Origin of the sequence: Flexibacter flexilis DSM 6793, assembly GCF_900112255.1 — a bacterium.
Classification (GTDB): Bacteria; Bacteroidota; Bacteroidia; order Cytophagales; family Flexibacteraceae; genus Flexibacter; species Flexibacter flexilis.
Genome location: NZ_FOLE01000004.1, coordinates 89,320 through 102,477, shown reverse-complemented (window position 1 = coordinate 102,477; position 13,158 = coordinate 89,320). Strand labels below are relative to the sequence as shown.

13 protein-coding genes are annotated in these 13,158 nt (G+C 41.7%); 7 read left to right on the top strand and 6 right to left on the bottom strand.

Features of this window, described 5'->3' with window-relative positions; genetic code table 11:
- Positions 1-29: 29 nt before the first annotated feature.
- Positions 30-1,271, bottom strand: coding sequence for an O-antigen ligase family protein (locus BM090_RS08120; RefSeq protein ID WP_091510568.1), 1,242 nt, complete (start codon positions 1,269-1,271; stop codon positions 30-32).
- 85 nt (positions 1,272-1,356) lie between these two features.
- Positions 1,357-1,830, bottom strand: coding sequence for a hypothetical protein (locus BM090_RS08115; protein ID WP_091510565.1), 474 nt, complete (start codon positions 1,828-1,830; stop codon positions 1,357-1,359).
- A gap of 131 nt (positions 1,831-1,961) precedes the next feature.
- Between BM090_RS08115 and radA the strand changes: the two genes are divergently transcribed.
- Positions 1,962-3,347 carry a DNA repair protein RadA gene (gene radA, locus BM090_RS08110; protein ID WP_091510563.1) on the top strand — a complete coding sequence of 462 codons (1,386 nt, stop codon included), beginning with the start codon at positions 1,962-1,964 and terminating at the stop codon, positions 3,345-3,347.
- A gap of 11 nt (positions 3,348-3,358) precedes the next feature.
- Here radA and BM090_RS08105 read toward each other — a convergent pair whose 3' ends face one another.
- From BM090_RS08105 to BM090_RS08095, 3 genes are all read right to left on the bottom strand, one after another.
- Positions 3,359-3,862, bottom strand: a complete 504-nt coding sequence (locus BM090_RS08105) for a GNAT family N-acetyltransferase (protein WP_091510561.1) — start codon at positions 3,860-3,862, stop codon at positions 3,359-3,361.
- A 57-nt stretch (positions 3,863-3,919) separates the two neighbouring features.
- Positions 3,920-5,782, bottom strand: a complete 1,863-nt coding sequence (locus BM090_RS08100) for a M23 family metallopeptidase (RefSeq protein WP_221405361.1) — start codon at positions 5,780-5,782, stop codon at positions 3,920-3,922.
- A 168-nt stretch (positions 5,783-5,950) separates the two neighbouring features.
- On the bottom strand, positions 5,951-6,562 hold the full coding sequence (locus BM090_RS08095; protein ID WP_091510555.1) for a fumarylacetoacetate hydrolase family protein: 612 nt from the start codon (positions 6,560-6,562) through the stop codon (positions 5,951-5,953).
- A 363-nt stretch (positions 6,563-6,925) separates the two neighbouring features.
- Here BM090_RS08095 and BM090_RS08090 point away from each other — a divergent pair, with 363 nt between their 5' ends.
- The 6 genes from BM090_RS08090 to BM090_RS08065 all read left to right on the top strand — a co-directional run bounded on the left by BM090_RS08090 (position 6,926) and on the right by BM090_RS08065 (position 12,286).
- Positions 6,926-7,405 carry an NUDIX domain-containing protein gene (locus tag BM090_RS08090; RefSeq protein ID WP_221405360.1) on the top strand — a complete coding sequence of 160 codons (480 nt, stop codon included), beginning with the start codon at positions 6,926-6,928 and terminating at the stop codon, positions 7,403-7,405.
- Complete coding sequence (locus BM090_RS08085) at positions 7,395-9,275, top strand: toxin-antitoxin system YwqK family antitoxin (protein WP_091510554.1); 1,881 nt, start codon at positions 7,395-7,397, stop codon at positions 9,273-9,275. Before BM090_RS08090 ends, BM090_RS08085 begins: the two co-directional genes overlap by 11 nt.
- A 36-nt stretch (positions 9,276-9,311) precedes the next feature.
- The gene (nadD, locus tag BM090_RS08080; RefSeq protein WP_091510551.1) at positions 9,312-9,884 is read left to right on the top strand and encodes a nicotinate (nicotinamide) nucleotide adenylyltransferase; all 573 of its coding nucleotides are present in this window, start codon (positions 9,312-9,314) and stop codon (positions 9,882-9,884) included.
- Positions 9,885-9,979: 95 nt separating this feature from the next.
- The gene (locus tag BM090_RS08075; protein ID WP_091510548.1) at positions 9,980-10,870 is read left to right on the top strand and encodes a hypothetical protein; all 891 of its coding nucleotides are present in this window, start codon (positions 9,980-9,982) and stop codon (positions 10,868-10,870) included.
- 133 nt (positions 10,871-11,003) lie between these two features.
- Positions 11,004-11,822 (top strand): purine-nucleoside phosphorylase, encoded by an 819-nt coding sequence (locus tag BM090_RS08070; RefSeq protein WP_221405359.1) that lies wholly within the window; start codon positions 11,004-11,006, stop codon positions 11,820-11,822.
- 176 nt (positions 11,823-11,998) lie between these two features.
- Positions 11,999-12,286, top strand: a complete 288-nt coding sequence (locus BM090_RS08065; protein WP_091510546.1) for a hypothetical protein — start codon at positions 11,999-12,001, stop codon at positions 12,284-12,286.
- A 60-nt stretch (positions 12,287-12,346) separates the two neighbouring features.
- Here BM090_RS08065 and BM090_RS08060 read toward each other — a convergent pair whose 3' ends face one another.
- The gene (locus tag BM090_RS08060; protein ID WP_091510543.1) at positions 12,347-13,093 is read right to left on the bottom strand and encodes an EI24 domain-containing protein; all 747 of its coding nucleotides are present in this window, start codon (positions 13,091-13,093) and stop codon (positions 12,347-12,349) included.
- Between the last annotated feature and the right edge of the window lie 65 nt (positions 13,094-13,158).

The window sequence follows — 13,158 nt, the reverse complement described above, 5'->3', positions numbered from 1 at the left end:
CGTATATTTTTATATAATTCAAGTCTTTTTTAAGACGAATAAGTTGAATTTGTTTCTTTATTTTTTTGTTCCAAAAAGAAAAATATAATTGAGTTAAAAAAAGCAAAAAATACAATGCCTTTTTGTATCGAAAAGATATTTTCGGCCAAACAATTAACTGCAATATATAACACAAAGAAAAAGTAAAAAATACTTTTGTGTTTGTAGGCAAATATGAGCATATAAACGAACCAACTAATTAGTACAATTAAGCCCATTATTCCAGCATCAAGCATGGCTTGTAGATATTGATTGTGTGCATTGTAATTGTCGCGTTGGCCTAAGGTGAAATTACTCTTATTATAATAATTGGCTAAAGCATCATTGCCAGCACCTGCGCCATATCCCCACACGGGGCTTTCTTGAATAGTGGCAATAGCCGATTTCCAAATAAAATATCTGATTTCTATACTGTTATATTCGTCCACCGTTTGTGGTGTTACATTCTCAAAGTTTAAAGTGAATAATTGCTTGGTCATATGCGATAATTTTTCAGAACCAAACAATACACAAATCATTGATAATAAGCCAACTATTACAAATAGTATTGCTTTTTTATTTTTGTTTAGAATGGCCATGATACTGTAAATAACGGCAATGAGCATTAGCCCAATAATGGCAATTCGTGCATTTAAAAAGAATGTAAAAACAAGCAAATAACTTGCTATTAGTATGTTTTTTGTGTTAGTTTTTTCAGTAAAAAATAGTAAAAATAATATTGATAAACCTGTATGTAAGGCCACATAACCACGATGCAAACCAACAAAATGCACTAAACTTTGTCCTAAAAAAAACTCATAATGCCAATACGACCCCATAAGAGTATAGCTACGATAAACGCCAACTGCTATGCCCATAATTGGTAACAGACAACAGGCAATTACGAAAGCCCATAGCACAGAAGATATTTCTTTTTTGGAGAAATGTAACCCCGAAAAACAAACGGGTAAAAGCAGTAATGTAGCCTTTTTTTCTAATTCAAAGCCGTATGCTTTTGGGTTGGATGTCCATAATCCCGCAATAAGATATGCTCCAAAAAAGCTAGAAAGAAACCAGATATTTTTGTTTTTTAAGAAATAGTAACTCCTGTTTTTGATATGAAAAATAATGGTCGAAATAGCAAGAATAACAATTAACACACTATTTAAACCGACGAGCTTCGGGAGAGGAATTGTAAAGGCTATGGCTAATAATAAGTTGTGTTGTAGTTTTGGTAAAGAAAATAAAGACATTTAGATTGTTGGTTATAGAAATTTTATCAAATGATGTTGGTAAAATTTTAATGGTTAGCGTAGATGTATATTGAAATTAATTGTATTAAAAATATTTTTTGTTAAGCAATTCGCTCACAATCACGGCTTTACGCACCGAATTAGGATTGCGCAAAAGTTTGGCATACGGATTAGGCTTTTCAGCCGTATTATATTCTTTGAAAATAGATTTTTGGAAACTCTCCACCGCTTCGGGTTCTATGGATTCGTAACGTTGTACTTTGGCTTTGCGGCGTTTACGTTCTTGCTTGTATTCGCGTTCCGACACGTCCATATTTTCCGCTTCTATGTTGCGGTATGTTCCCGTATAGCTTTCTTGCTCAAGGTTTTGCGGTTGCGGCGAGTTTTGCTCTTGTATCTGTTTGAGCAGTTGCTCAAAGCTCACTTGCGGAACGCTGGCCTTTTCGCCTTGTTGCGAAGCGGCTTCTTCTTTTTGTTTCTTTTGCGCGGCGCGTATTTGTTTGAAAATAAAATACAAAATACCTAATACTATATAAATATACTTAACTTTAAATTCCATAACACAAAATGTTTTTGGTGAAATTATTTGTTTGAAAAATAGCCATAAAAGCCATTTTGCCCAATACAAATGTTACCAAAGGTACTAAAAAAGGATTTGTATGCTATTTTTACCGCCGAAAGTTTAAAGATATGGCCAAACAAAAGACCTCGTATTTTTGCCAAAATTGTGGCGCAAGTTCTCCCAAATGGATGGGCAAATGCCCTTCGTGCGGCGAGTGGAACACGTATGTAGAAGAAATTTTGCAGAAAGACGACGGCAAAACTTCTTGGAAAGCTGCCGCCACGGCTGGCCAAAGTTCGAGCCTACAAATCGCCAATAAACCCCGTCCAATCAACGAGATACAATATCAAGAACAGCCCCGCATTTCTACCAACGATGCCGAACTGAATCGCGTGTTGGGTGGCGGTATCGTGCGCGGTTCGTTGGTGCTGATTGGTGGCGAACCTGGAATTGGTAAATCTACACTGATGTTACAAATTGCGCTGAGCCTTAGCCACTTGAAAGTGTTGTATGTGTCGGGTGAAGAAAGTGAACAACAAATAAAAATGCGTGCCGAACGCATCGCGGCAGGAGCAAGTAACTGCTATGTGCTGGCCGAAACAGGTACGCAAAATGTTTTTAAACAAATCGAAACATTGCGCCCCGATGTGCTGATAGTGGATTCTATCCAGACGCTGCATTCCTCGTTTATAGAATCGGGGGCGGGTAGCGTCTCGCAGGTGCGCGAGTGTACGGCGGAGCTGCTCAAATTTGCCAAAGAAAGCGGAACGCCTGTATTTCTGATTGGCCACATCACCAAAGACGGCAGTTTGGCGGGGCCTAAAGTGCTGGAACACATGGTGGACACGGTGTTGCAGTTTGAGGGCGACAGGCATCTGACCTACCGCATTTTGCGCACTATCAAAAACCGCTTTGGTTCTACCTCCGAACTGGGAATTTACGAAATGTTGGGTTCGGGGCTTCGCCAAGTGAGCAATCCTTCCGAAATCTTGATTTCGCAGCGCGAAGGCGATTTGAGCGGCGTGGCGATTGCGGCTTCTTTGGAAGGAAACAGGCCGCTATTGATTGAAACACAGTCGCTTGTGAGTATTGCCACGTACGGAACGCCGCAACGCTCCAGTACGGGTTTTGATGCCAAACGCCTGAATATGTTGTTGGCGGTGTTGGAAAAACGTGGCGGTTTTAGGCTCGGCGGACAAGATGTGTTCCTGAATATTGCGGGCGGCCTGAAAGTAGAAGATCCCGCCATGGACTTGGCTATTTGTGCCTCAGTGGTGTCTTCGTACGAAGATGTGGCTATTCCGCAAAATGTGTGTTTTGCGGCAGAAGTCGGGCTTGGTGGCGAAGTTCGCGCTGTGAATCGCATCGAAAATCGCATTGCCGAAGCTCAAAAATTGGGTTTTGAGGAAATTTATATTTCGCGTTACAACCACAAAAGCCTTGACCCGTCGGCCTACCAAATCAAAGTAGTAACGGTTACCAAACTCAATGAAGTTTTTGAAAGACTGTTATAGACGAAAAGGCATTACTTGGGTAGTAATTTCTCGTAGGCGCGGCGCGCACTTCCTCGAAAATATACTTCGCCGCAATACGTGTAACCCAATTTGTCTAAAATGCGGAGCATCGGAATATTGTCAAAATTGGTATCTACTTTGATGCTATATGTTTGATTTTCAATAGATAAATTTTCTATCATTTTAAATAAATACGTAGCGATTCCTTTTTGCTTGCTGGCCGCAGAGGTTGCCACGCGGTGTATTACCACATATTCGCCTTCGCTGAGCCATTGGCCTTCGATGGTGTTGTAGGCGGGTTCTATACCAAAAATGATGGCCGCATAAGCCAAAATATTTGTGCCGTCTGTCAGTACATACGCCCAACCGTTGTTCAAATCTTCCTGAATGGATTGCGGGTTAGGGTAGCCGTCTTGCCATTGTCGGCTGCCATCTTGTTTGCGTTGGGCGATGGCTGCTTGCAATATTTCCCAAATAATGGGAAGTTCTGAATCAGTTGCTTTTCTTAAAATCATATAGCATTAAATGAACAAAACCGCCGAGATTATCAGCGGTTTTTCCTTTCTTAAAAATTACTGAATATTTCGTTTTATTTCGGTGATGTTGCCTGCGTTGTCGGTAACGGTGAGCACAAAATCGCCCGAAAGTGGCATTCCTTTTTGGCGCGGTTCGGCAAACAACAAATTCTGTTTGTGTTCGTAGGTCATCAGCAACCATTGGCCGTTGAGCATTGCCCTAAAACTTTTTATGCCCGACAAATTATCGTAAATGTGTACGCGAATGGCATTGCGCGAGATAACCGCAGGCTTGATTTTGGGCGGAATGGAGTCGGTTGCCAACCTGAAACGCCCCAGCGATTTGGTCATAAAACTAATGGCATCGCCTTCCCAAATTCCCCCGACATATTTTAATTTTTTGGAGAAAGTTTCCATATAAACCGCCGTTTTGCTGCGGTCGAATACTTCTTTTACGGGTTTAAAGCCCAATTTCATGGCACTGATAAGAGGAATCAGCGGGTTGTTAATGGTAATGGTGCCTTCAGGTTCGTTGTGTTGCATTTCCAAATACAGCGTGTCGAACAGCACTATTTGTTTGGTTTGTAGCCTGAGCGCACCCAACAAAAATTGTAGGCTTTTGTTCGGGGGAATTACTTGTTTGAAATGAAAACGATACAAAGTAACCGTGTCCGAGCGCACCGAATCGGGCAAACCGCGTCGCATATCCCACAAAAACACTGCTTCTTTTTCTTTCACGTAGCTAAGCGGGACGCGAAATTGTTTTTTGCCCGAAAAAAGCGTTAAGAAATCTTTTTTGCTATTCAAAACACTCATTTTCAGTGTATTTTCAAAAAGTTGATGCTTTTGCAAACGCGGCTTTAGCACGCCCAAAACAGGCGCAAGTTTGAGGTTGGGTTTTGGGTTTGCGCCCTGCAACATTACGTTGAGGTGTGTGCCGTTGCGATTTGCGTCCCAAGCACTAATCATAAGCGTATGCGGCAACGTGTCTTTGATGGTAATATAACCCATTTTGTCGTCGTCGCGTTCGGGTTTTTCGGGGTGGCCGTCGGCCAAATAACAACGCTGAAAACGCTCCCCTGAAATTCTATAATGCTCATAATCAATGAGTACATTTATTGTTCCCGACTCATCGAAATGGAAAGTTTCGAGGCTGTGATAAAAAACTTCTCGGCCATCCAAGCGCACTTCCAAGCAGGTAATGCCCGCACGTTGCGAACCGTTGTTGATGCGGTCGCGCACGACAACTTCCACCCCAATTTTGCCGTGTACTTTCACGGGTTTGGCGATGGCGTATTCGTCTTGGTCGATGCGTTTGGTAAAAAATTCGGCACGGCCAAAAGCATCATTTACGCGGGCGTTGATGTCAAGGGTTTTAATGGCCATTTTCCCGAAATAGGGGCGTTGCGTATCGGTAATTTCCTTAAACCCAAAAAGCATTGGGTTTAGAATGTTATTCAACGAATCCCGAATTTCAAAATGCAGGTGCGGGCCGCCCGAACCGCCCGTATTGCCCGAAATGGCAATTACTTCGCCTTTTTTGAAGTTAATTTCATTTTTGTTGGGAAATAAATCTATCTCGAAAGTTTCGCGTTCGTATTGGCGCGAACGCACGTATTCGGCCAATGGTTCTGAAAATTCTTGCAAATGCGCATAAACCGTCGTCAGGCCGTTGGGGTGGCGCAAATAAATCACATTGCCGTAGCCGCGCGTATCCACTTCCACACGCTGCACGTAGCCATCGGCGGCAGCGTACACAGGCAAGCCGCTCGCCCAACCCGTCCGAATATCCAAACCGCCGTGATAGTGGTTGGTGCGCAACTCGCCCATGTTGCCAGTAAGGGAAGTGGCTTGGCCAGGGTTGATGGGATACATAAAATAGTTTTGGGGATAGCGCGAAACCATTTGCGCTTGAGCCATATTTACACCTAACCAACAGAAAATCAACAAAATAGCTCTTACCGAATACTTCATAATAAGCAGAAAAACCCCAACAGCAAAACCGCTGACATACAGGGCTTTGCCGTTGGGAAATATGAGAAAAAAGTAAGTTTGAAAGAAATTTAAACTACCTACAAAATCAGGATTTTATTTTACCAAAAAGTCGAGCATTACTTCGCCCTCGATGGCCGCTTCCAATCGGTCGCCAATCTGCACGGGTGCAACGCCTGCGGGTGTTCCCGTAAAAATAAGGTCGCCTTTTTTGAGCGTAAAGAATTTGGACAAATACGAAACGATGTAATCGAAACGATACATCATCATTTGCGTATTTCCTTGTTGGCGCAACTGGCCGTTTACATTCAAACTAAAGTTAATATTTTGCAAATCAGTAAATTGACTCACTGGCACGAAATTAGAAACAGGCGCAGAACCATTAAAACCTTTGGCAATTTCCCAAGGCAAGCCCTTTTCTTTGAGTTTTTGTTGCAGGTCTCGCGCCGTAAAGTCGATGCCGATGGCCAGTTCGTCGTAGTATTTGTGGGCAAATTTTTCGTCGATGTGCTTGCCTTCTTTGCAAACTTTGAGCACGATTTCTACTTCGTGGTGAACGTCTTGGCTGAAATCAGGGTAATAAAAAGGCGCATTTTCGCGCAAGAGAGCCGTGTCAGGTTTCATAAAAACCACTGGCGATTCTGGGCGTTCGTTGTTAAGTTCTTTTACGTGGTCGGCGTAATTGCGGCCTATGGCAAATATTTTCATGGTACACAAAACAGAACAGAAAGACACTGGTGGCCAAGTGCTTGGCGCGTGTTTTTTGTTCAAAATTTTAGATGAAACAAACGTTTACTTCGATAATAGGCCAAAGTTAGGGGCTTTTGGGGGATAATGTGCCAAAAAATCAAAAATTAAGGTAAATTTAGGGATAGTCGATCCTTAAAATAACAACCAAAAAAGGGAAATGGGTTTTGCATTGTTTTTTTGTGAAATCGTTCTGTGAAGAGAAGTCTTGAGACTGTAGTGTTTCTTGTTAAAATTATTTTATAGGGCTAAAAAAGGATTGTTTCTCTAAATAAAATCAGGTAGTTGTCGTTTTTTTTGTACAAATTCGCGTTTTATAACGAGGTGTATTCTGCCGAATTATTTATGAGTTATTGCTACGAATATCCGCGCCCAATGGTTTGTGTTGATGCGCTTATTATCAGGAAATTATCTGAAAATTTGCAAGCAGAAGTGCTATTGATTCAGCGAAAAAAAGAACCATATAAAGGTACGTGGGCTTGTCCTGGTGGCTTTTTAGAAATGGAAGAAACGCTCGAAGAGGGTGCAGTCCGCGAATTGAGAGAGGAAACAGGCTTGGAAGGTATTGAACTAACACAATTTCATGCTTTTGGCGATTTGCATCGCGATCCAAGAGGCCGTAACATTTCTATTGCGTTTTATGGTTTTGCCACTGTGCAACATCAACCCCAAGCCGCCGACGATGCAGCCAATGCAGCATGGTTTGCTGTAAATCAGTTACCAATATTGGCGACAGACCATGACAATATTATCGAAAAAGGACTCAAAGCCGCAGGAATAGAAGGCTTTTATTATGAGAGATAAAAATATTATAACTTGTTTGTTGGTAGTAATGCTGTGGGCGATTGTACAAAATACAATGGCTCAGCATACGGCTGCCAATATTCCTACCAAACGAATGGTGGAATATTATGACAAGGCTAAACATAAACCCAAGCAAGTTTATTTTGTAATGCAAAATAAGCCCAGCATACAACACGGCGATTTTGTGGAGTATTACTATAATGGCCAAACCAAAACGCAAGGCCAATATACCAAAGGCAAAACGACGGGTTATTGGGAGTATTTTTATGAAAACGGAAAACCCAAAATGAAGGGCACGCTGCGTAATGGCGTGCAACAAGAATCTTGGAAATATTTTTATGAAAATGGCAAATTGAGCCGTAAAGGTATGATGCGCGATGGCCAAAAAATTGGTCTTTGGGCATTTTATTATGAAAATGGAAATGCCAAGAGCGAAGGCATTATTGAAGACGGCAAAAATGAAGGCCTTTGGACGTATTATTACGAAAATGGAAATAAAAAAGCAACTGCGCTTTATGTGCGCGGGCGTGGTTTTTATAAGGAAGTCTATGATACTGGCGAACCCAAAATGCAAGGCATTATTGACAACGGGAAGAGCGATAGCCTATGGCAGTATTTCCATGAAAACGGAAAACTCAAAGCCGAAGGTTTGGAAAAAAATGGCGTAAAACAAGGGAATTGGCGATTCTATCATGCAAATGGCGTGTTGGCTAGCGAAGGTGCATATAGCAATGGCGAGCTAGACGGCAACTGGAAATATTATTATGAGTCGGGCAAACTCAGTTCGGAAGGCCAACAGCAAAAAGGACAAAAACAAGGCCATTGGCGGCTGTATTATGAGTCTGGTAAATTCATGGGCGAGGGCTTTTTTGAGAATGGAAATGGGCCTTACAAAGAATATTACGACAATGGTAAATTACGGATAGAAGGATATTTGCAAAATGGCAAAAATCACGGCCTTTGGACCTATTATTATGAGGATGGCGTAGTAGAAGGTCGTTGCGAATACCTCAATGGCGAAGGTTTGTATAAAGGAATGTACCGAAACGGCACAATCAAAATGACTGGCAAGCTCAAAGATGGCCAGAAAGTAGGGCAGTGGTCATTGTATAACGAAGATGGTTCATTTGCAGGCTATTACAAAACTTTTTATAATAAAGAATTGCCTGTAAGTAAACATAATCCGGCTCCTGCCGATACGGTGAAGCCACTTCCTGTGGTACACGTAAAACCGACGGGAAAGCCTGATTTTATTCAAAAGAAACGTTTGCCTCGCTATTTTGTAAAACGCATCAATGAGTCGAAAGGGTTAATGCTTTCGTTCAATCCGCTGCCGATTATGTTCAATGAATTGCCCATCAGTATAGAATATTATTGGCATGAGCGTTTGGGTTATGAGTTGCGTTATACGGTTTTGCGCAATCCGTTTTTTAGCGAACATGGTGGCACTATTCAGCCCGATAGGTTGTATAAAAATGGCTTTAATGTAGATTTCAGACAAAAACTTTACCACCCTAATGGAGGCGCAGGTAGTTTTTATATTTCGCAGGAAGTGCGTTTCTCGCAGGTAGATTATTCGGCGAAAGTAACAGAAATGACAGACTCTTTAACCTCTTATTACAAAGAGTATAAGGCCAATGAAACTAGGATAGAGTTGGCTGTTACGGCAGGGAATCGCCTTTTTTGGACATTGAGTCGGCATTTAACGCTTTCCGCGGATATGTATGCAGGCATTGCGGCGGCTTATCGCCAAACGAATGTCCCTGATGCATTGGTTTTTCAGCAAGTGCGCACCAGCAAATATTCGTTTCCGTTACGCTTTGGTTTTTCGATCGGCTTGCTGTATAGCAAACATGGTGTTTTTGATTAAAAATAATGGTCTAATAGACTATTAGTTTGTTTTTATATGAAAATAGGACTTTTTTTCGGCTCTTTCAATCCCATTCATATTGGGCATTTGATTGTAGCCAACACGATGGTAGAAACCACTGATTTAGACCGTGTTTGGTTTATTGTTTCGCCTCAGAATCCTTTCAAGAAACAAAAGGATTTGCTGCATGAGTTCGACCGCCTTGATATGGTCGAAAAAGCCATTTTTGATAATGCTAATTTTTCAGTGTCGGACGTAGAATTTGCCATGACACGCCCAAGTTATACCATTGATACGCTATTGCTTTTGCGCCAAAAATACCCAAAACACGATTTTGTTTTGATTATTGGCGGGGACAATTTGGCCGATTTTCCGAAGTGGAAAAATGCCCAACAGATACTTGATGAGTTTGGCTTGTATGTGTATCCGCGTCCGCAGTCGAAGCCTTCGGATTTGCAAATGCACGAACGCGTACGCATGGTAGAAGCACCGCTGCTAGATATTTCTGCTACGTTTATTCGTAAATGTTTGCGGTTGGGTGCATCTGTCCGCTATTTAGTGCCGCAAGAAGTAGAGCATTACTTGCTTCAGAAGAAATTTTATTTGTAAATACCTCCTTTTTTCTGCGTCAAAATGTGTTTATTCGCGCCCCCAAATGGGCTGGGCGAAAGCATTGTTTTGTCTTTATTTATTAAAAACTATTTATGATATACCTAATAATCAGCATTTTACTAACAAGTTCTTTTTTTGTTATTTTTAGTTTGTACCAAAAATACAATGTTTCTACGATACAGGCTTTAGTGATAAATTATATCGTTTGTCTTATCGAAAGCTTGTTTTTTATTGATGATATGAGTGCCGTAGAACATTCGGTACGAAATGCCTCCGAGTGGATAGTTTGGGGCTTAATCTTAGGTTTTTTATTTATTTCGATATTTTATTTGGTGGCTCTCACCACCCAACGCATTGGGCTTACGGTGGCCTCTGTCGCCGCCAAAATTGCGATGGTGATGCCTGTGCTTGCCGCTATTTTTATTTTTAGAACCGCCGAACATTACACTTGGCCTAATTATTTGGGGGTCGTGTTGGCTATTGCGGCGGTGGTGTTGGCTTCCGTGAAGGAGCAGACGGCGCAACAGCAATCACAAATTCCTGTTTGGCAAATGGTACTGTTGCCTGTGGGCGTTTTTGTGGGCAGCGGCATGATAGACACGCTTTTTGCTTATACTAGTAACACGCATTTGCATTCGGATGCGGACAGGGCATTATTTTCATGTACTTTGTTTGCGATGGCGGCTTGCTTGGGTGTTGCTTGGGTTGGGATTCGTCTGGTAACTGGGCAAGAAAAATTGGCTTTGCGCAATTTGGTGGGCGGTTTGGTGCTGGGGATTCCTAACTATTTTTCGGTTTATTTTTTGCTAAAAGCCTTGCACGCTTACAACAATGATGGTGCGTTTGTGTATCCTGTGGCCAATATTGGTGTAATTTTGGTTTCGGCGGTGGTGGCCATGTTTGCTTTCAAAGAAAAACTTCTTTTGCTGAACAAATTGGGCTTGGCTTTGGCGGTGCTGGCCATTGTGCTGATTGCGTCCTGATTTTCTGAAAGTGTTATTACTTATCAAATAAAAACCTATTACATTAGCCGCCATAGCTAGTCGATTGTGCGGCTTTTTTTTAGATAAATTTTGTAAAATGGTGAAATAAAAACACCAATTTGCCCCAAATCACATGAATATTATTGAACAAATAGAACAAACTGCCGAATTTTTGCGCGGCAAAGGGATTACAGCTCCAGAAGTAGGCGTAGTGTTGGGTACTGGCCTTAATGCGTTGGCCGAGCGCATGGAAGTAGAAGTAAGTGTAAGCTATTCCGAAATCCCCAATTTTGTACCTGCTACGGTGGCGCAACACAAAGGCCGCTTGCTGTATGGTACGATTGCAGGGCGCAAAGTCTTGTTGATGCAAGGCCGCATGCATGCGTACGAAGGTCATACTTTTCAGCAAATTACGTTCCCGATACGCGTAATGAAATGGCTGGGAATCAAAACTTTATTATTGTCTAATGCGGCAGGTGCATTAAATCTTTCTTACAAAAAAGGAGAAATAATGTTGCTCAACGACCACATCAATTTGCTGGGGAGTAGTCCGCTGGTAGGCAAGCATTTAGACGAGTTTGGCGATCGTTTTCCAGACATGAGCCAACCTTATTCGGCGGATTTATGCGATAAAATCAAGCAAATAGCACAAAGTAAAGGTATTGCTATACACGAAGGCGTGTACGTGGCCGTGCTTGGGCCTCAATTGGAAACCCGCGCGGAGTATCGCTTTTTGCGTATGATTGGCGCGGATGCGGTGGGCATGTCCACAGTGCCAGAAGTGATTGTTGGGCATCAGATGGGATTGCGTTGCGCAGCGATTTCGGCACTTACCGACGAGTGTGATCCTGATAATTTACAATCTGTAAACATAGAGGAAATTGTGGCAGTGGCTGCGCGAGCCGATGTCTTATTGGCCGAAATTTATAGCCAACTTATTGCATTATGTTAAATAAGTGCAATGAGTGTGCTTTGTTATGGCGAAAAAATTCAACAAAATAACATAAACTTTGTGCGGTCTCGTATGAGTTTATTGTTTTTTGTTGTATTTTCGCGGATATACATTTTTTATTGTAGTAGTTTTTTTACTAAAGAGGAAAGTTTGATAATTTTAATTGATTAACAAAAATGACACATAGCATTCCAGAGGACAAACTCAGGCTTATTGCTGAGATGGACAAAAAAATCGGTGAATTTATGCAGAAGCGTGCCGATGTGGTTAATCGCATCATTTATGAAACATCTACGCTCAAAACTGGCGATTTTGTGAAGATTTATGATGGCGAGACTTACGTTTGTACAGGTTCGGTAATTCAGCCTCTTTTTTTGAAGCGAAATGGTATCATTACCTACCGCGTAAAGCGCGAAGACGGCGAGATTTTCACAAATGAAAATTACCGTTTAGTAAAAATTTAATATGAATTATTGAAGCCCAATCACATATTTTTTTATGTAATGCGATTGGGCTTCAAAGCCTTAACTTGCTTTCTTTTGTAAAGTATTGGCCGCAAGCCCTGCCGCCGTTACGCTCAAGACGATGCCCACCAATGCCCCGATTATGGGTATCAGTAACAAAAAATTCCAAACTATACCGTTGGCAATAGCCAATCCCTTGTGCTTTTTAGTCCAGGCCATGCTGTCCTTGCCGTTCAGCCCATGAAACTCGTGCCGATAGTCGAGCATAGCCGCACCCCAAAAGTAAGAGTCCACGGTTAGCAGCAGCAATGGCGTGAAAATATTGATAATCGGGATAAAGGCGATCACAAAACAAGCTGCTGTCAGGAATAATTCGGCTACAAGGCTACGCAAATTCATGTACAAACTACGCATAAAATTATTCCAAAATACGCGTATTCCTGTTGGGCTTTTTTGTTGTGTATCAATCTCTTGTACTTTCTCGGCGATAATGGAAAGTAGGGGCGAAAACAAGGATAGCACAAAGTATTTGTAAAATTTGAGCATGAGCGTTATTATCGGAATGAGCAACAATACTATCCCAATTTGCTTGAGCAAACCGCCTTGCCAGAGGTTTTCTCCAAACCACAAAAATAAGTAATTGTTCAGTGCATCAGCCAGCCACCAAGCTGCATAAATTCCTGATAACCAGAGTATTATACTGAATAGCCCAGTCCATAATACAAAATGCCAAAGTCTGTGTTGGGAAATAAAAAACCATGCTTTGGGATAGCTGCGTATGCCTTCAATAAAATCGTCTATAAACATTTTTCGGGTTTAAAAAAATATTTGAAATTTTATAAAATAAACAAAAAATCGTAATGAACCAATGG

Excerpts from the sequence above, each read along its gene's own strand:
- radA (WP_091510563.1), top strand. The coding sequence starts at position 1,962 with ATGGCCAAACAAAAGACCTCGTATTTTTGCCAAAATTGTGGCGCAAGT.
- BM090_RS08095 (WP_091510555.1), bottom strand. The coding sequence starts at position 6,562 with ATGAAAATATTTGCCATAGGCCGCAATTACGCCGACCACGTAAAAGAA.
- BM090_RS08065 (WP_091510546.1), top strand. The coding sequence starts at position 11,999 with ATGACACATAGCATTCCAGAGGACAAACTCAGGCTTATTGCTGAGATG.
- BM090_RS08115 (WP_091510565.1), bottom strand. The coding sequence starts at position 1,830 with ATGGAATTTAAAGTTAAGTATATTTATATAGTATTAGGTATTTTGTAT.
- BM090_RS08120 (WP_091510568.1), bottom strand. The coding sequence starts at position 1,271 with ATGTCTTTATTTTCTTTACCAAAACTACAACACAACTTATTATTAGCC.
- BM090_RS08060 (WP_091510543.1), bottom strand. The coding sequence starts at position 13,093 with ATGTTTATAGACGATTTTATTGAAGGCATACGCAGCTATCCCAAAGCA.
- BM090_RS08075 (WP_091510548.1), top strand. The coding sequence starts at position 9,980 with ATGATATACCTAATAATCAGCATTTTACTAACAAGTTCTTTTTTTGTT.
- BM090_RS08100 (WP_221405361.1), bottom strand. The coding sequence starts at position 5,782 with ATGGCTCAAGCGCAAATGGTTTCGCGCTATCCCCAAAACTATTTTATG.
- BM090_RS08105 (WP_091510561.1), bottom strand. The coding sequence starts at position 3,862 with ATGATTTTAAGAAAAGCAACTGATTCAGAACTTCCCATTATTTGGGAA.
- BM090_RS08085 (WP_091510554.1), top strand. The coding sequence starts at position 7,395 with ATGAGAGATAAAAATATTATAACTTGTTTGTTGGTAGTAATGCTGTGG.
- nadD (WP_091510551.1), top strand. The coding sequence starts at position 9,312 with ATGAAAATAGGACTTTTTTTCGGCTCTTTCAATCCCATTCATATTGGG.
- BM090_RS08070 (WP_221405359.1), top strand. The coding sequence starts at position 11,004 with ATGAATATTATTGAACAAATAGAACAAACTGCCGAATTTTTGCGCGGC.